Genomic DNA, 18,952 nt, shown 5'->3' with positions numbered 1-18,952 from the left:
TAGCCATAATGACTGAATTGGCTATGACATTTTAGAATGAAAACTCTAAAACTTTAGTCCCATGGTTCACTCTTTTATTGTGTAATTTTCTTCCACGCACTGAGGTTTAGTGGTAAACAGATAAGCCTCAAAACAACAATGTGTACATATTTTTGCTATGATAGCAACTAGAGATCCACATTTATTAGGCTGTTGTTAGTTATATGCACGACTCAGTTCAACTAGAACCCCTTACACGTGACATACCTCACACAAAACGAGGTCATGAACGCTGTCTTGCATTTTTATTAAGTGCAAACGAGTTGTTTTTGCAACATGGCTACGATGCAGTTTCACTTGATGATATTGTGAACCATGCGGGTGGTTCAAAAGCATCGATTTACAAATATTTTGGAAATAAAGACGGTCTTTTTACGGCAATTTGCGACTACCGTCGTGAGTTGTTTTTTAAAGACATTTGTATGCCTTTTGATTTTACTAAGGGCAATTTGCGCGTTTATTTAATACAAACCATTTTAAACATTCAAACGCATCTTATACTTCCAGAGAATGCCTCTTTTTTAAGACTCATTATGGAACAAGTACAACGTAATCCGCAACTGGCCTTTCATATTCACAAACAGGGACCTAAACATATTGAAGATGCCGTGGCTTGCATTTTAACCAAAGCAGATGAAATAGGTATTATTCGATGTGAACACCCAAATTATTCTGCGCAGCTTTTTTTTGGCATTGTACGCGAATTAGAGTGGCGAGTACTCATGAACATCTATGTTGAAGAAAATGAAAAAGAAAATCTAGAATATGTTCATTATTGCGTAGATCGTTTCTTAGCAGGTCATCAAAAAGTCTAGTTTTTTTGCAATTTCCTTTGCATATAGTATATTAATCTATTCTCTTTTTTCTTTTCACCAACCAACAACTAATTGTTGTTCTGTTTTTATTTCAGTTTTCAGCAATTATTGTGGAGTAACAATGGCTCTACGTCACTTTCTTACCTTACGCGATTTATCTACTTTAGAACTTAACCAAGTTGTGCAACGCGGTATTGAACTGAAACGTAAACAGCACAATAGCGAAGTCTTCCAACCTTTTGTTGGTAAAGTTATGGGTATGATTTTTGAAAAATCGAGTACTCGTACCCGTGTATCGTTTGAAGCAGGCATGAGCCAGTTCGGTGGTAGCGCAATTTTTCTTTCTCCACGAGATACGCAACTGGGGCGTGGTGAACCTATTGAAGATTCAGCACGTGTGATCTCAAGCATGTTGGATATTGTGATGATCCGTACTTTCGGACATGACATTGTTGAACGTTTTGCGTCTTATTCAAAAGTTCCTGTGATTAATGCTTTGACCGATGATCATCATCCTTGCCAACTGCTTGCAGATGTTCAAACTTTTGTTGAACACCGTGGACCCATCACAGGCAAAACTGTAGCATGGATTGGTGATGGCAATAATATGTGTAATTCATATATTGAAGCTGCGCATATGTGGGGTTTTAAGTTAAAGATTGCTGCACCGAAAGGTTATGAACCCAAAGCAGAATTTTTAAGCGAATTTGCGCATTGTGCTGAACTGGTTAATTCAGCCGAAGATGCGGCCGTAAATGCAGACCTCATCGTGACCGATGTATGGGCAAGCATGGGCCAAGAAGAAGAGCAAAAAATTCGTGAAGCTGCGTTTGCAGACTATCAAGTAAATGAACGTCTTATGGATCTTGCTCATCCTGATTGTTTATTTATGCATTGCTTACCTGCGCATCGCGGCGAAGAAATTTCTGAAAAGATGCTCGACCATAAAAATGCCGTGGTTTGGGACGAAGCTGAAAACCGCTTACATGCACAAAAAGCATTGGTTGAGTTTTTACTTAATGAAAATGCCAAGAAAGATTAATTAATTTTCCAACGAAAAGCACCTAAGGGTGCTTTTTTTATACCAGCAAAGCTATAATCGGAACATAATTTTTATAAGCGACACTTTCCATGCATTTCAAAAAAACTGGCCTGTGCCTTGCTACACTCCTAAGTACTACATTTTGTCAGGTTCACGCTTCTGAATTCGATGATTACCTACAATCCAAACAAATTATTGATGCAAATTTTAAAATTCAACAACCTGAAACGTTGAATGAAATATTAACGGTATTAACAGCAGAAGACTCACGAACTCTCCCAATTGAAATTGATAACAACACCATCATTGAACAATTTAATCTATATGCAGACCGTACCGAACTTAAAGGGATGATCATTACCCCAGATTTCGCCCAGTTTGAACAAGATTTAGGTGAAAAAGAAGTTCAAAAAGTGATTAAAAAGAATGTCCTGCAAAACTGCAATATCTTCTTCGAGCATCAATATCAGCGCCATAATCCCTACATTGTAAAACTACAGCTTAACTCCGAAAAAAACAGCTACGATTTAGAGCTAAAACAGAAAGACTGCGGTATCAAATAATAATGCCATATAGTGATTGGTTCTCTACTTTAGCGGACCAATCCCTGTGGTTGTAAGATAATCATAGCCGCACCAATCAATACCACGGCACCACCCATTACATCCCAACGGGAAAGTTGAACCTGATCGACATAACGCAACCATAACAACGCAGTAAAAATATAAATTCCCCCATAAGCGGCATAAATACGTCCTGACGCAGCTGGATGTAAAGTCAACAGCCAGACAAAAGCACCTAACGCTAAAGCTGTAGGAATCCACAACCAATGACTTCTCCCCTGATTTAAAATCAAATAAGGAAAATAACAGCCTAATATTTCCATCACAGCGGTTACCAAAAACAATACAAATGTACTTAAAACCTTCGTCAATTGAATATCCATGCATCCTACTTTTGTTACTTCTAACTGTTAAATACTTTCTTCAATAAAAAACCCGTGCGAACACGGGTTTTAAATTATGTAGCAATCTTTAAGCAGGCTCAGCCGTTTGGTCTTCAAAAACTTCAAGTTTTAAACCAACCGCTTTACCATTTTCCTTCTTCACAGAGACCGCAACATTACCACCATGTTCTGCAAGCTCACCAAATAGAATCATTTCAGCCAGTGGTTTTTTCAAATGCTCTTGGATAAGTCGTTGCATTGGACGAGCGCCCATTAAACGATCATAGCCATTTTCAGCCATCCACTCACGCGCACTTTGGTCCACTTCTAAAATGACTTTTTTCTCATCCAGTTGCGCTTGGAGCTCAGTTAAGAACTTATCCACTACATTTTCAATTACTGTTGTTGGTAAAGCCTTAAACTGAATCACGCTATCTAAACGGTTACGGAATTCTGGAGAAAATGCCTTTTTCATCGCATCTTGGTTATCATTACTGTTGTCTTGATCCATGAAGCCAATACTCACGCGGGAAATACTTTCTGCGCCAATATTTGTGGTCAAGACCAACACTACATTACGGAAGTCTGATTTACGACCATTGTTATCGGTCAATGAACCATGATCCATGATTTGTAGCAATAAGTTGAACACGTCTGGATGTGCTTTTTCAATCTCATCTAGCAATAATACACAGTGCGGATTTTTATGAATCGCATCGGTCAACAGACCACCTTGATCAAAGCCCACATAACCGGGAGGCGCACCAATCAAACGTGAAACCGCATGACGCTCCATATACTCCGACATATCAAAACGAACCAGCTCAACGCCCAATAATTTTGCAAGTTGTTTGGTAACTTCTGTTTTACCTACCCCAGTTGGGCCCGCAAAAACAAAACTACCTACAGGTTTATCAGGTGATTTTAAACCTGCACGTGACAGCTTAATTGCTGAGCCTAAAGCTTCGATGGCTTCATCTTGACCAAACACCACTCGTTTTAAATCGCGCTCAAGATTTTCAAGAACAGTCTTGTCATCTTTAGATACGGTTTTTGGTGGAATACGTGCAATTTTCGACACGATATCTTCAATGTTTTCAACCGTAATAAGCGTATCATCTTGTTCAGCTTTCAGACGACGCTGCGCCCCTACTTCATCAATCACATCAATGGCTTTATCTGGTAAGAAACGGTCATTAATGAACTTTGCAGACAACTCAACCGCTGAAATTAAAGCTTTGTCATCATATTTAACATGATGGAAATCTTCAAACTTGCTTTTCAAGCCTCGTAGGATATCAATCGTTTCTGAAATAGATGGCTCATTCACATCAATTTTTTGGAAACGACGTGACAATGCATGATCTTTTTCAAACACTTGGCGATATTCTTGGAACGTGGTTGAACCAATGCAGCGTAATGAACCATTGGCCAAAGCGGGTTTAATCAAGTTTGATGCATCCATCGTACTACCCATACTAGAGCCTGCACCAATAATCATGTGGATTTCATCAATAAACAAAACCGCTTCTGGTTTCTTTTTCAACGCGTTCAAAAGCTGTTTTAAACGTTTTTCAAAGTCTCCACGATATTTTGTTCCTGCAACCAGCGCCCCAATATCTAAACTATACACTTCTGCATTTGCCAATGGTTTAGGTGCTTTACCATTGACAATAAGCCAAGCCAAACCTTCAGCAATCGATGTTTTACCAACACCAGGATCACCCACCAATAATGGGTTATTTTTACGACGACGGCATAGAATTTGTGCTGCACGCTCAATTTCTTTTTCACGACCAATTAAAGGATCTGTTTTTCCCTTTTGCGCTTCAACATTTAAATTGGTTGTGTAAAGCTCTAACGGGCCAGCATTACTTGAACTGCTCGACTCGCCATCTAAATCTTCAACTTCTTCTTCCACTTGTACTTCATCTTTACGAGTACCATGTGCTAAATACTGAGTCAACGTTAAACGGTTAATTTGATGGCGTTTCAAGAGGTAGACTGCAAAAGAGTCACGCTCAGAGTACATCGCCACTAAAATATCTGCGCCTTCAACTGTACGATCACCACCGCTTGATTGCACATGGAAAATTGCCCGTTGTAAGATACGGTCAAAACTTTCGGTTGGATGCGGGGCTTGGTCACTGTTTTCGCCCAACTTAGGGGTGTGCTGCTCTACATATTCTTCAAGCTCTTTGCGAAGCACAATAATATCTGCACCGCAGGCTTTCAATGCATTTACTGCCGAATCATTATCGAGTAAAGCCAATAATAAATGTTCAACGGTTAGGAATTCATGTCTCTTTTGTCGAGCCATACTAACAGCCAAACGTAAGGATACTTCTAATTGACGACTGAGCATGGAACCCCCTTAATCTTTCGGCTCAATCTGACAAAGTAAAGGATGACCTTGAGACCGAGCGTAATTATTGACTTGGTTTGCTTTTGTTTCCGCGATGTCTCTCGGGTAAACGCCTGCAACACCTTTTCCTTCATAATGTACAGTTAGCATTACTTGAGTGGCTTGGTCAAGATTCAAAGCAAAGTATTGTTGTAAAATTTCAATAACAAAGTCCATTGGGGTGTAGTCATCGTTCATTAAAACGACAGCATAGAGTGGTGGACGCTTTAGTTCAGGTGGCGCGGTTTGGACAGCGACATCCCCATTTTCTTCTTCATGCGGTTCATCATTGCACAAGCGCGGGCTGATATGCCAGTCGACATAGCCAGATTCATGAAAAGACTGCTTGATTTCATTTAAACACGTTGAACGCTTAGAGATACCCATAAACTTACAATTCACAATTATTGCGCATTTGCCTCAGCCTGAGGAATTTCAGAGACAAATGCAGATTGACTTTCTACGGCCTCACCACGTGACCAACTAAAGCGTCGTGTCACTGGCGTGCTGCCTGTTAAACGGACTTCGATAAACTGTGGCGTAAAGCCTTTTGGCATCGTCCAACGCCCTGTTAAACGCTCATAGTTTTCAAAGTTAAAGTTTTTGTCTTCAAGAGGTACAACTAAAACCTCTGTACCACGAATGAGTCGAAGTTCAACGGTACCTGAAGCTGCACGTTTAGATGGACTAACTTGAACCAAGTCAAGTTGATATTCAAATGCATTTTCAGGTAAAGGTTTAATCGCAATATGCTGCACAGCGAGCGGAATACCACCGCGTTGGCGCAAAACTTCACGGTAAATCACAGCAGTGGTTTCCGATTGTGCTTGTTGATCCAGCGCTTTTTGCAATGACAAATACAGCTCATTCGAATTGGTCACAGCAACGTCACGTTCCTGAACAGCAGCATTGTAGTTTTTATTTAAAGCATCCAGATTGGTCTTTTGCTTTTGTACAACTTCAACCAGTTGCTCAGCATCTGCATCAAAACCCACCACCGTTAAACCCTGACGATGTCCGACGGTATAGCCCAATAGTCCACTTGCAACCATTAATATTGCAGCACCAATTGCCAAAGGCTTATTGGTCTGTAAAAACGGCTTTGCAGGTTCAGGCTGTTGTGACGTCATATTTGTGTCAGTGTTCGGCATCGTCATCTCTTATTTTGATTCAATTCAAAACACACATTTAAATCGAAATCTAAATGTGTGTGAAGTTTTAAAACGTTTTTTATGGTAATAAACCAATTCCATCTAGACCTGCAGTTTCGACAAATCCAAACATTAAGTTCATGTTTTGAACAGCCTGACCTGCTGCACCTTTAACCAAATTATCTTGCACTGAAATGACCACCAATTTTTTTGGTTGCGGTTTATACAGCGCAATACGCAGTTGATTTGCACCCCGCACGGAACGTGTCTCTGGTGAGCTTCCCGCAGGCATCACATCGACAAAAGCTTCATTGGCATAAAACTGTTCATATAAACTTTGCACATCAGCAGCTTCGCCAACATCGGTTAAGTCCACATAAATCGTGCTCAGCATGCCACGAATCATTGGTACCAAGTGCGGGACAAATAAAATGTGGTTAAACACCTCTTTTAAGCCTGAAATATTTTCCAACGCTTCCACAATTTCAGGATGATGACGATGACCTGCAACACCATAAGCTTTGAAATTATCTGCATTTTCAGAATAGATCATACCAAGGCTTGCTTTACGACCTGCACCAGACACACCCGATTTTGCATCAATAATAATGCTTTCAGGTTTAACCAATGTGTCATTTTGCTTAAATAATGGCGCTAGACCCAGTTGTACTGTTGTTGGATAACAACCAGGGTTACCAATAACATTAGCTTGTTTAATCTGCTCACGGTTTAATTCTGATAAACCATAAACCGAGTCTTTCAACAGTTCAGGGCACGTATGTTGCATGCCATACCATTTTTCAAACTGCTCTAAGTCTTGTAAACGGAAGTCTGCGGCAAGGTCAATCACTTTAGTATTTGCAGCCACCAATTCTTCGGCATGCTTCATGGCAACGCCATGCGGTGTCGCAAAGAACACCACATCACATTTTTTCAGTTCATCAATATTCAAATCTGAATATTTAAGTTCGGTATGTCCACGTAGGCTTGGAAACATATCATCTACACGGCGACCGTCTTCTGTACGCGATGTTAATACGCTTACTTGCACATTTGGGTGTCGTAGTAAAAGACGCAACAATTCAACGCCTGTATAACCTGTACCGCCGACAATACCAACTGAAATCACGTGTATTACCTCAAACTTAAACTGTCCATTTCGTAGCTGCCTAGTATGACAGGAAGTTTCTGCTTTCTAAACTGTTTTACTTGGAATTTATGCGTTTTTAGTGCTATCAGCACTTAATGGAGCGCATCCAATATACTCTGCGCAGGCTCAAAACCAATCTGATTTCGTCCCGAATGTTTTGCCTGATATAACAATTGATCGGCAGCATGTATGGCATATTTTAAGTTGGAATGATGTACTGCAGCCAGTCCAAAACTTGCTGTCACGGCAATACTTTTCGAGGATAATCGTGCATCGGCAATACCTAAACGAATACGATTGGCAATGTTATAAGCCAGCGTGGGGTCATCAATTTGCAATAAGACAATAAATTCTTCCCCGCCAAAACGACCCACCAAGTCGTGCGCACGGACATTTTGCCCAATAATTTGACCGACTTGTTGTAAAATTTGATCACCCACCAAATGCCCATAGCTGTCATTAATTTTCTTAAAATGATCAATATCACACATGAGTAAGAAATAAGGCTGTTTAGAGAGCTGATGCAACTTCCGTTTAGCGGCTTCGTTAAAACCACGTCGATTGAATAAATGCGTTAGCGGATCTCTTAGCCGCTCATCATTGAGTTGATGGATAATATCGCGTACCAATGTTCCGAGCAGCACTATTGCAAACCACATACTTAAGATAATGCTCGCAGCAAGCATCATCAACCACCAGACTGAGTTTGCCAGCATATCTGCTTCGATATTTCTTAGAAAAAGAAAAATAATGATGCCACGAACAAAGGTATACAGCACGATAAATAAGTAGGAAAAGTCGACTATTTTATTGAGCAAATCAGTCCCTTGATAATGTTTAAACATTGAAAACAAAACCAAAGACTCAATCACTGCAATAGAAATGTTCAAAATCAGCATTCTGATCCACAGTTGATCATCTACATAGGAATAATAACTGAGTGGAAGCAAAGCAATTACAATCAAGGCCAAACACCAATATGGACGTGCATTGGCATTCTTTCTTAAGCCCATGGCATAAGCGCTGGCCCATGCGCCAAACAAATACATACTGCCTAAAAAAGGTGCCGACAAAGCCAACTGCTTATTCGACATAAAACTTTGCGCGGCTACAGAAAACGAAGGCACAATATATCCAAGCCCAAGCCACAATAAATATGAGGGAGCCCTAAAAGCAAAATGACATATTAAAAGCAAGCTTCCCATTAAAATCAGGCAAGCTGGAACGATTAATATAAAATAGTGGATATCTGTAAAATTCACATTTGAGATCTTTGCACTAAAATTGAGAAATGTTTACTTTAGATCATGAAGTTTAGAGCATTTTTTGACTAACGCTCAATCAATCAGAAGAAATTATTTTTAAATTCTGCACGTAAAATTAACTTTAAACGCTTGTCCACCAATACGGCAACACGGTTGTTTTTAAGGTTTTTCGATGCTGCTGAAAAGCCTCATCATATTTAGCAACTTCCGCCCAAAAACGTGCACTATGATCAAAATACTGCGTATGTGCGAGTTCATGCACACAGACATAGCGCGTAATGGCTTCAGGAAACAACACTAAAGCACTGTTAAGCATGATGTCATGCTTGACACTACAACTCCCCCAGCGTGTTTTGGGCTGACGAATTGCACATTGTGTAAATTTTAAACCAGTTTCATGACTAACCTGTTGCAAATAAACGGGCAAATGCTGTTTGGCGTATGCAATTACAAAAGATTTTAAATAACTTTCAGGCTGACGCTCACTGATCCAAAGCTGGTGATTGTGTTCATCCAAAATATACGCATTTTTTTGTGTTTTATAGCTCACAGTTAAAGCATTTTGGCGATTAAATAACAGCAACTCTATGGGAAGGGTTCGATCTATCTGTACCAGACTGGATTGTTGCTTCTGCCAAGTTTCAACCATCCACTGTTCAGATTGATTTAAAAAATCCTGAATTTGTCGTTTGCTACAAGATTTAGGCACGGTTAAACGAATTTGAGTCGGTTCAACACGAAGTCGTAACCGGGTCGCACGGGCATGATGGGTGATTTGAATTTCAGGTAGGTCTGCTAAGGTCATTAATATTATTCTTTTATTGAATCATCCTCCCTAGCCCTCCTTTTGAAAGGAGGGAGAAAAACATAAGATAAAAATGTTTTTGCTTTTAGCCCCTCTTTTTCAAAGAAGAGCTTCGGGAAGATTTAAAATTAAACCGCGGTACGTTCTTCAATACCGCTGTCTGTTGCAACAACAGCCACATCTGCTTTATTGATTGCAAAAATACCATTACATACCACACCAGGAATATCGTTAATGGTTTTTTCAAGCTCAAGCGCATTTAAAATATTCAGGTTATAAACATCTAAAATCACATTACCGTTATCCGTCACCACACCTTCACGGTAAGCAGGATCACCACCAAGTGCCACAATTTTACGTGCCACAGCAGAACGTGCCATTGGAATCACTTCAATCGGAAGTGGGAAGTCGTGACCTAACTGATTGACCCATTTTGAGTCATCCACAATACAAACAAATTTTTTCGCAATTGAAGCTACAATTTTTTCGCGAGTCAGTGCTGCACCACCGCCTTTGATCATATGCATATGGCGGTCAATTTCATCTGCACCATCTACATAAGCATCTAAACCGCCCACAGAGTTCATATCAACCACTTCAATTCCTAATTTCTTTAAGCGCTCAGCCGTTGCTTCTGAACTTGCCACAGCCGCTTCAAGCTGAAGTTCGGGTAAAAGCTCAATTAAGAAATTCACGGTGCTGCCTGTACCTACCCCTAATATGCCACCTTTAGGTAAGTGCTTTAAGGCAGCTTTTGCAGCAGCTTGCTTTTTTTCATCTTGGGTAGCATACAGACTCATAATTTGGCTCAACTATTTTTTGACATTTGTTGCTGATTTTACAGCCCAAATGTACAGGGGTTTGTTACAATGATCCTCTATTTTAAACTGTTAAATGGGAAATTAACATGCTGTCTCGTTTGGTTCGACAAATATTACAAGCAACTGTCTACGATGTTGCAATCGAAACTCCACTCGAAGCGGCACCTCGAATTAGTGAGAAACTCAATAACAATATTCGTTTTAAACGTGAAGACTTACAACCCGTCTTTTCATTTAAGCTGCGCGGTGCCTATAACCGCATTAGCCAACTCCCTAGAGCCCAGCTTGAACGTGGCGTAATTACTGCATCTGCTGGCAACCATGCCCAAGGTGTAGCACTGTCAGGTAAAAAACTCGGGATTCGCGCCATTATTGTGATGCCGAAAACCACGCCAGATATTAAAGTTCAGGCAGTCAAACGCTTAGGCGGTGAAGTAGTTCTCCACGGCGACTCTTTTGACGTTGCCAACAAATATGCAATTCAACGTGCCGCAGAAGACGGTATGAGCTTTATTCCACCCTATGACGATGAACTGGTCATGGCAGGTCAAGGCACGATTGGCAATGAAATTTTGCGCCAATGGCGCGATGTCGACTATGTCTTCGTCGCTGTTGGTGGCGGCGGTTTAATTGCTGGTGTAGCTGCTTACTTAGGCGATGTTGCACCACATGTCAAAGTGATTCCTGTTGAATACGATGAGTCTGCTTGCTTAAAGGCCGCACTTGAAGCGGGTGAACGCGTAGTACTGCCTCAAGTCGGTCTATTTGCCGATGGTACAGCTGTCGCGCAAATTGGTGAAAAACCATTTGAAGTGATTCAGCTACAAAAATCAGATAACTCTGGCCCAATCGTTGAACGTGAAGTGGTTTTAGTCAACACCGACGAAATTTGTGCGGCCATTAAAGATACCTATGATGAATGTCGTAGCATCGTAGAACCATCGGGTGCGATGGCCTTGGCAGGGATTAAAAAGTATGTTGAAACACACGAGCTAATTGGGCAAAACATCGTCTCAATTGTATGTGGTGCAAACATGAACTTTGACCGTTTACGTTATATTGCTGAACGCACTGAATTGGGTGAACGCAAAGAAGCTATTTTTGCTGTGACCATTCCAGAGAAAAAAGGTTCATTCCTGAATTTCTGTCGAGCGCTACAGGGCCGTAATATCACCGAGTTTAACTACCGTGCGAGCGATGCCAGTGCAGCACAAGTCTTTGTTGGCATTAGCTTAAAAGGCGGTGAAAAAGAACGTCACGATATTTTCGAAGCGCTGAAAACGCAGTTCGATGTCGATGACTTGTCTGACGATGAAGTGGCAAAACTGCATATTCGTTACCTGATTGGTGGTCATGCAGACCTTGAAAACGAGCGTTTGTTCCGTGTTGAGTTCCCTGAACGTCCAGGTGCACTATTAATGTTCCTCGAACGCCTTGGCCCTACGCATAACATTACCCTATTCCACTACCGTAACCATGGTGCGGCAGAAGGTCGTGTCCTTGTTGGTTTAGAGGCAAGTGATGCGAAACAAAACCCCGATGGTTTAATTGAAACCTTAGAAAGTATTTCGTATCCATATGAAGAAATTACCAATAACCTAGGTTATCAACGTTTCTTAAAATAACAGATATCATACATAAAACCGCCCTTCGAGGCGGTTTTATTCTATGAGTTGCATCGGCTCTTCATCACCGAACGTGTGATTATAAGTCACAATAATTCTATCGATCAGCTCATCATTATGCGGTACCAGCAGCCAATAAGGGCTCTCCCGCTCAATAACCAGTAAACTGAGTTCATAAGGCTCAATAAAAATTTTAATGTGGTTAAAAATAACATCAAAACTAAACTCAAAGTCATAACCATGCATGCCTGAGGTTTCCTCTTCCTCACTGTCATACATTTGATAAAAAGACGCCATATCATCATTGATTTGGTTTTTCAGCTCGTCTAAGTCAATACCTAACTGTTGGAGTCGATGGCATTCATCGATACCATTTTGGCGAAAATCGTCGAGTTCTATTTTTTGAATGTTTGAATAATAGCTATTCAACCAACGTACAAAGTGCTCAAACTCATCTTGTTCTTCTGGAATTGCGGTATCATTCAATTCTGGAAACGCGATCCTCAGGGATTCATACAGTGTCTTCCGCATTTATATACTCCTTTGGATGAGTCATATATTGGTATAAGGCAAAGCGCGGTTGATCGAAAAAAGCGTGTCTGTATAAAGATGACATCTTGTGAAATTTGGCACAACATTCGTTAACAATCGACGTATAAAAAAATTTAAAGGAAAGATGACATGGCACAATTTGCAGTGATTGGTTTAGGAAGCTTTGGAGCCACAGTTGCAACTCAACTCATTGAACTGGGACATGATGTCATTGGTATCGATAGTGAAAAAAAATATGTTGAAAATATTTCTGAGCAAGTGACCCATGCAGTGATTGCAGATGCAACAGATGAACATGTTCTGGATGAACTCAATATTAAAAACTGCGATGCCGTGGTGGTCGCAATTGGTGAAAATATTGAAGCCAGTATTTTGTGTGTGCTGCACCTCAAAAATATTGGGGTTGAAAAAATTTGGGTCAAAGCCAAATCAAAGTCGCACCATATGATTTTAAGCCATTTAGGAATTAGTAAAATTATTCACCCTGAAGAGGACATGGGCGTGCGTATTGCGCAGTCTTTATGCTACCCCATGGTCAGTCGCTATATGGCACTTGAAGATAATCACTATATAGTCAAAATTGAAATTGATGAAAAATTGCAAGGGACTCGCTTCCGCCAACTGATGGATCAGGCACCCGATGTGAAAACATTACTCCATAAACGTGGCAAAGAAGTTTTGTACAGCATTGACCCCAATTTAATTTTACAAGTGGGTGATATTCTAGTTGTTGAAGGTTTACTCGAAACATTACGTCGTCTTTCAGCACGGTTCAAATCATGAAAAAAGTCAAAGAATGGCAAACCCAACAAAATAGCACCATTAATTTAAGCCCGCCCAGCCTGCTGGCTTTGGGTTTTTTGAGCTTTATTATTATTGGGACTCTATTATTAAAGTTACCAATTTCACACCATGGTGAACTCAGTTGGATTAACTCCTTGTTCACCGCCAGCTCAGCAGTCACCATTACTGGACTGTCTGTGGTGAATGTTGGTGAAACTTTTACCGTAACAGGTAAAGTCATCATTATGCTACTGATTCAAATTGGTGGCTTAGGCTTTATGACTTTTGCAATTTTAGCCGCACTGAGTCTGTCGACTAAACTGGGTTTAAAGCAACAAATCATGGCGCAAGAGACCATTGGTCAAACCAGCTTATCCAAAGTGTCCTTCACCATTAAAGGGGTACTGCTTTATTCCTTATTTTTTGAGGCGATCGGTACAGTTATTTTGACCATTGCATGGTTAGAAGATTACAACTTTAATCAAGCTTTGTTCTATGCAGCTTTTTATAGTGTATCCGCATTTAACAATGGTGGCTTTTCCCTGTTTCCCAACAGTCTAATGAGCTTCTCTGGTCAGTATCTCATTACGTTTACCATTAGTATGCTATACATCATTGGTGGGACAGGTTTTGTAGTTTTAATGGATATTAAACGCAGTAAACGCTGGAAAGGCTTAAGTACCAATAGTAAATTAATCTTATCCACCATTGCCGGATTGAACCTAATTGCTTTTGTTCTTTTATGGGCAATTGAATCGAACAATCCCCTTACTTTAGCGCCAATGAGCTTAGGAGACCAAGCTCTAAATGCATGGTTCCATGCCACTGTACCTCGTTCATCAGGTTTTAACAGCCTCGATTTGGCACAAATGAAAGATGCTTCGACCCTTGTCACCATGTTACTGATGTTCATTGGAGGTGGCTCGATGAGTACCGCAGGCGGAATTAAAGTAGGTACTTTTATTATTGTTTTACTCAGCGTGATTAGCTTCCTTCGACGTGAAGATGAAATTCGTGTGTTCAATCACTCTGTTTCTCAAAAAACCTCTTTTAAGGCGATGGCTGTCGTATCTATTACTGCAGCACTTATTTTCTTAGGTATATTTACTTTATCCTTAATCGAACCTAATCATCAGTTTATAGATTTGTTATTTGAAGCCATTTCCGCTGCTTGTACTGTCGGTTTGTCGCGTGGCATTACGGGTGAGCTTCAACCTGCAAGCTTATTTATTCTGATGCTCTTGATGTTTGCAGGTCGTTTAGGGCCTTTAACGCTGGCTTACCTGATTGCGACGCCGAAAAAGAGCCGCCTAAAACACCCAACTGCCGATATTCAAATTGGTTAAAACACCTAGCACTTAAACATAAAAAAAACCACGTATCAAACGTGGTTTTTTTTATGTTGCTAAATCAGTACCAATTCATTAATGACACACCTAAGCCCACATAGGTCGCTCGGTGGTTATAATCAATTAAGCTTTCGCCATAGCCATCAAATAACTGGAAATGGCCGCGTAGTTTTCCTGAAATAGGAAAAGCCCAGTCAAACTGCGCCGCACCGCGCGAGTCATCGCCACCTTTTAAACTATGACGCAGCATAAGTGAAAAGTCATGATCATTCCAACGGTAGAATGCTGTTAAGTCACCCCGTCCCACATAATCCTTAATATCCGGATTATTATCATCACCTGCATCTTCATCTAGACGATACCAAGGGCGCAACATGAGCGCAAAGTTATCTCTTTCAAAACCCACATTCAACATGACACGGTTCCAACTACGTGACAACGGATCGGAACGACCATTAGACTGATGATTAAAGGTTAATCCCAGTAGGCGACCATTTAAACCCAGCAATTCATAATTAGTGCGGAAAACCAAACTGGCTTCAGGCTCATAGTTGGTTTCACGAAACGGACGTGATTCATCACTATTATACAGCTGCCAACGAGAAGACTGAGTATAACCCAACCAAACATCGCCATTGTCTCCAAATAAGTTCTCGACTGCTTTGGTTTTTAAAGACAATTGAAATTTCGCTTCCATGGACTTTAGATTCTGATCTTCATCCACCGTATTGGTTGGATTTGGACTTTGTGGAAATTCATTTTTATCTGTCGTCCAAAAACCAGGCATTAAATACACAGGTTGGTAGGCACGAATATTCCAAGTCCCCAGTTTACTTTCGGGAGAAAGCTCCCAACGGCTATCCATTAAAGATAAATTTGGCGATATTTTAGGACCTTCAGAAGCGAAAACAGAGCTCACACTTTGTGTAATCTTCCCCGTGATATTTTCAGGTTCTGGCGCAATATCCATAGCTGCACGTTGCTCAGAAACAATGTGCGGTTTTACTGCTTCAGGGATTTTAAATAATGCATCGTAACAAGCCAAACGGTCTGCATTCGACGCCAATGCAACACATGCCTCGGCTGTTGCAGGAGCTGCTGGTACTTCGGAAATTTGTGCATGTGTTTTAGCGACACCCAAAGTACTGAGCACAGTCATGCTCAGTACTAAAGTTGAACGCTCAAATGATTTGAACGCCATACGACCCTCTTATTGTTTTACTGAACTTGTTTAATACCAAAACCTAACTCAATTAAAGTATCACGCTTCGCCATAGGTGCAACCACGGCTTTCGTTGGTTTTTGTTCAAGCAAGTATTGTACCGCCACACGGTGTAAATCCTCTAAACTCACAGCCAAAAGACGGCTACGTAACTGCTTACGGAAGGCTGGCGTGCGTGCATGTAAAAGTGCATAACATGCCGTAATCGCTTCACCCGCCGGTGAACCTGGTTTGTCCATACCTGCAATCAAACCTAAGATTGCTTCTTCAAGCTGATGTGGCTTTTGCTCAGTATTGAGCAACCATTGCACACTGGCTTCAAAGTCATTGAAGGTTTCAGCCAAACGTGGGTCACGGTAGCTATAGAAGCGAAATGAACATGCATTGCCATCATAGCTTGCCCCACCGCCATATGCCCCACCTTTTTCACGAATGGCACTATGTAGGAAACCATTACGCAAGTACGCTGCCAGCACCATCAGCGGCGCAGCATCTGGATGTGAAACCTCAACGGCTTGATAAGCAGATGAACAGAATTGAACATTGGCTTGAATTAACCACGCCTCATCAGCATTGCTATCAATCTGCTCGGTCGTTTTCAAACTTACAGTGTGTTCAGGAATGGCTAACTTGTCCCACACATTTTGTACTTCTTCAACCAAACGGTCTGACTGATGTTCTTCACAAACCAGTAAGAACTGTTTTGGTGCTTGCAAAAGTTTTAAATGAATCGCTTTTAATTCATTGATCAAATCATCATAAGCTGTTGCATGTTTTTCAATACGACTGACCAGATCGCCTAACCAGTTTAATGCACCCAAGCCCGTGTTGTGATAATCACGTTTTGCCAAAGCACTGTGGTTACGTCCTGCAATTTGCATGGCATAACTATGGCCTGAACCTGAAAGACGAGATGCCCAACGTGTTTTACGTTGTTGCAATAACTCAACAATACGATCTTTTTCGTCAAAACGAAGTTGTTCAAATGCCAGTTTCAACAACGCGATACTGTCAAAATTACTCACCAACGATTTTGTGGTCAGCGTTAACCATGCACTAATTTGATTTTTGTCATTCACTTGAGAACGTAAAGAGGCGCCCATACCTAAACCACCACTCACCGCAGTTTGCAGTTGTTGTAGTTCCAGATAATCATACTGACCTGCACCGACTTCACCCATCAAAATGGACAGCAAGTTAAAGTAAGGCGATTGCACTACATCTTGCGGAATTTGGATCAGCACTTGGTTGTAGTAAATACCGTTGGTGCCTGCATGATAAAGATTCAACGGATAGTCAATACGATTTGAGATAATTTCGCGCAACTGTCCTTGTACAATTTGCAGTTCAGCAGGCACATCTTCCAAGCCTACTTTTGGCAAAAGATTAAGATCATCAGGGGTATCTTGACGGACTTTAAGTGCTTCAGTTTGTGCTTCAATTTCTGTTTTTTCAGCTTCTGTTAGCTGCGCACCAATTTCGGCTAAACGTGCTTTTTCTGCTGCCGCTTCTACTACAGATTTATTGGCATCAGGCACTAAAGTCATTTGTACACGGTGCGGGTTATCAATCAAATAGGTTTTGATTAAGTTTGACAACCACATTGGATCTTTCAGTTCTTCTTTTACCGCAGCAATGGCTGAGTCTACATCCCATACAGTGACTGGGTCACTGTGGTGAATCGCACTACCCAAACCATTTAAAATCAGGCTTAGACCATAAGGCATGCCGTCGCCATTGATTTCACGTTGGTGCAATTCAATTTGATGTAAAATCGCATCGACCATGTTTTGATCGACAGGTTTTGAAGCGACGTCTTCTAAAACCTTAAACACACCCGCTTTAAACTCAGCTGTATGTTCAGGGTTTGAACCTTGTACACCACAGTAGAAGGTCATTTCGTAATTTGAATCATCTACTCCCATAATCGGGCCAGTAGACTGTGCATAACCACAGGTCTCTAAATAATGACGCAATGGAGAAGCCGAATCTTCTAACAGTACACCTTCAACAAGGCGCATACCTAGGCGTAATTTGATCTCGCTGGCTTTAGGCAATAACCATGAAATAATGTGATAAGTTTTGTCTTTTAAGTCTTCTGCATCTACCGCATAGGTTTCGGTCACTTCTAGTGGCGCAGTCAAACGTCGCTCTTCTTTAGAGAATAACGTTTCACCTTTTGAAAACTTCGCCAAGGCTAAAGTTTCAAACTGCTCTTGAAGGTTGTAAGCAGGCTCATTGCCAAAGGTCATGAAAACTGCGTTACTTGGGTGATAATGCGACTTGTAGAAATCTACCAACTCTGCGTAAGTCAAGTCGGGAATATCTTTAGGGTCGCCACCTGAGTTGTAGTGATAAGTAGTTTCAGGGAATAAGTGATGCGCTAACTGATGATACAACTGGTCTGAAGGCGAACTCATTGCCCCTTTCATTTCATTGAAAACCACACCTTTATAAACAGGCTCACCGTTTTCAAGCTCAATGCGGATCCCTTCTTGGGCAAAATCTAGCGGGTTTAAATTGGCTGCAAAAGCCGCATCTAAATACACTTCAAGTAAATTTTGAAAGTCTTTTTTATTCTGAGTCGCAAATGGATACGCTGTCCAGTCCGCCGCAGTGAAGGCGTTCATAAAAGTATTCAGTGAACGACGAATCATTAAAAAGAACGGATCACGAACAGGAAATTTTTCCGAACCGCACAGTGCTGTGTGCTCTAAAATATGCGCTTCGCCTTTTGAATCCATAGGTTGGGTGCGAAATGCAACCAAGAATACATTTTCATCATGATTGGTGGCCAAGTGATAATGCACTGCCCCAGTGACTTTATGTTTATATTCAGACACTAAAATGTCTAAAGCTTCAACATGGTGTTGACGTACCAACTGAAACGCAGGATGTACAGTTTGAGAAATGGTTTCAGTGACATCTACAGTCATGTGATCTCCTAACAATAATTAATACACTGCCTGCATTATAGCTTTAG

General features: G+C 41.0%; 17 protein-coding genes. 6 read left to right on the top strand and 11 right to left on the bottom strand.

The features are described 5' to 3' along the window. The first annotated feature begins 203 nt into the window (after positions 1–203). The 3 genes from CDG62_RS09360 (at position 204) to CDG62_RS09350 (ending at position 2,459) form a co-directional block, all read left to right on the top strand. Complete coding sequence (locus tag CDG62_RS09360; protein ID WP_087526800.1) at positions 204–854, top strand: TetR/AcrR family transcriptional regulator; 651 nt, start codon at positions 204–206, stop codon at positions 852–854. 121 nt (positions 855–975) lie between these two features. Next, positions 976–1,896 carry an ornithine carbamoyltransferase gene (argF, locus tag CDG62_RS09355; protein ID WP_087526799.1) on the top strand — a complete coding sequence of 307 codons (921 nt, stop codon included), beginning with the start codon at positions 976–978 and terminating at the stop codon, positions 1,894–1,896. Positions 1,897–1,985: 89 nt separating this feature from the next. Next, entirely contained in the window at positions 1,986–2,459 is a 474-nt protein-coding gene (locus tag CDG62_RS09350) for a hypothetical protein (protein ID WP_086210227.1), read from the top strand. 29 nt (positions 2,460–2,488) lie between these two features. Here CDG62_RS09350 and CDG62_RS09345 read toward each other — a convergent pair whose 3' ends face one another. From CDG62_RS09345 to rpiA, 8 genes are all read right to left on the bottom strand, one after another. Continuing rightward, positions 2,489–2,842, bottom strand: a complete 354-nt coding sequence (locus CDG62_RS09345; protein WP_087526798.1) for a YnfA family protein — start codon at positions 2,840–2,842, stop codon at positions 2,489–2,491. 88 nt (positions 2,843–2,930) lie between these two features. Beyond that, a complete protein-coding gene (gene clpA / locus CDG62_RS09340) occupies positions 2,931–5,207 on the bottom strand; it encodes an ATP-dependent Clp protease ATP-binding subunit ClpA (RefSeq protein WP_087526797.1) in 2,277 nt (758 codons plus the stop codon). Between the two features lie 9 nt (positions 5,208–5,216). Next, the gene (gene clpS / locus CDG62_RS09335; RefSeq protein ID WP_087526796.1) at positions 5,217–5,633 is read right to left on the bottom strand and encodes an ATP-dependent Clp protease adapter ClpS; all 417 of its coding nucleotides are present in this window, start codon (positions 5,631–5,633) and stop codon (positions 5,217–5,219) included. A 17-nt stretch (positions 5,634–5,650) separates the two neighbouring features. Next, positions 5,651–6,397, bottom strand: a complete 747-nt coding sequence (locus CDG62_RS09330; RefSeq protein ID WP_087526795.1) for a DUF6776 family protein — start codon at positions 6,395–6,397, stop codon at positions 5,651–5,653. A gap of 79 nt (positions 6,398–6,476) precedes the next feature. Next, positions 6,477–7,532 carry an N-acetyl-gamma-glutamyl-phosphate reductase gene (gene argC / locus CDG62_RS09325; protein WP_171405746.1) on the bottom strand — a complete coding sequence of 352 codons (1,056 nt, stop codon included), beginning with the start codon at positions 7,530–7,532 and terminating at the stop codon, positions 6,477–6,479. 107 nt (positions 7,533–7,639) lie between these two features. Beyond that, positions 7,640–8,674 carry a GGDEF domain-containing protein gene (locus CDG62_RS09320; RefSeq protein WP_087526793.1) on the bottom strand — a complete coding sequence of 345 codons (1,035 nt, stop codon included), beginning with the start codon at positions 8,672–8,674 and terminating at the stop codon, positions 7,640–7,642. A gap of 259 nt (positions 8,675–8,933) precedes the next feature. Then, complete coding sequence (locus CDG62_RS09315) at positions 8,934–9,617, bottom strand: SprT family zinc-dependent metalloprotease (protein WP_087526792.1); 684 nt, start codon at positions 9,615–9,617, stop codon at positions 8,934–8,936. 128 nt (positions 9,618–9,745) lie between these two features. After that, positions 9,746–10,417: a ribose-5-phosphate isomerase RpiA gene (rpiA, locus tag CDG62_RS09310; RefSeq protein ID WP_087526791.1), complete on the bottom strand. Its 672-nt coding sequence runs from the start codon at positions 10,415–10,417 to the stop codon at positions 9,746–9,748. A 107-nt stretch (positions 10,418–10,524) separates the two neighbouring features. On the opposite strand from rpiA, the gene ilvA reads away from it, so the two are divergent. Further along, entirely contained in the window at positions 10,525–12,063 is a 1,539-nt protein-coding gene (gene ilvA / locus CDG62_RS09305; protein WP_087526790.1) for a threonine ammonia-lyase, biosynthetic, read from the top strand. Between the two features lie 36 nt (positions 12,064–12,099). Here ilvA and CDG62_RS09300 read toward each other — a convergent pair whose 3' ends face one another. Then, complete coding sequence (locus tag CDG62_RS09300; protein WP_087526789.1) at positions 12,100–12,594, bottom strand: hypothetical protein; 495 nt, start codon at positions 12,592–12,594, stop codon at positions 12,100–12,102. A 150-nt stretch (positions 12,595–12,744) separates the two neighbouring features. On the opposite strand from CDG62_RS09300, the gene CDG62_RS09295 reads away from it, so the two are divergent. Both CDG62_RS09295 and CDG62_RS09290 read left to right on the top strand, forming a co-directional pair. Then, complete coding sequence (locus tag CDG62_RS09295; RefSeq protein WP_087526788.1) at positions 12,745–13,398, top strand: potassium channel family protein; 654 nt, start codon at positions 12,745–12,747, stop codon at positions 13,396–13,398. After that, positions 13,395–14,744, top strand: a complete 1,350-nt coding sequence (locus tag CDG62_RS09290; protein WP_087526787.1) for a TrkH family potassium uptake protein — start codon at positions 13,395–13,397, stop codon at positions 14,742–14,744. The genes CDG62_RS09295 and CDG62_RS09290 overlap by 4 nt, the downstream gene beginning before the upstream one ends. A 64-nt stretch (positions 14,745–14,808) precedes the next feature. On the opposite strand, the gene CDG62_RS09285 is transcribed toward CDG62_RS09290, so the two are convergent. After that, complete coding sequence (locus CDG62_RS09285) at positions 14,809–15,948, bottom strand: phospholipase A (protein ID WP_087526786.1); 1,140 nt, start codon at positions 15,946–15,948, stop codon at positions 14,809–14,811. 17 nt (positions 15,949–15,965) lie between these two features. Further along, complete coding sequence (locus CDG62_RS09280; RefSeq protein WP_087526785.1) at positions 15,966–18,905, bottom strand: insulinase family protein; 2,940 nt, start codon at positions 18,903–18,905, stop codon at positions 15,966–15,968. Positions 18,906–18,952 lie beyond the last annotated feature (47 nt).

Origin of the sequence: Acinetobacter sp. WCHA55, from assembly GCF_002165305.2 — a bacterium.
Taxonomy (GTDB): domain Bacteria; phylum Pseudomonadota; class Gammaproteobacteria; order Pseudomonadales; family Moraxellaceae; genus Acinetobacter.
The sequence above is the reverse complement of the archived record's forward strand: the minus strand, read 5'-3'. Positions and strand labels throughout refer to the sequence as shown.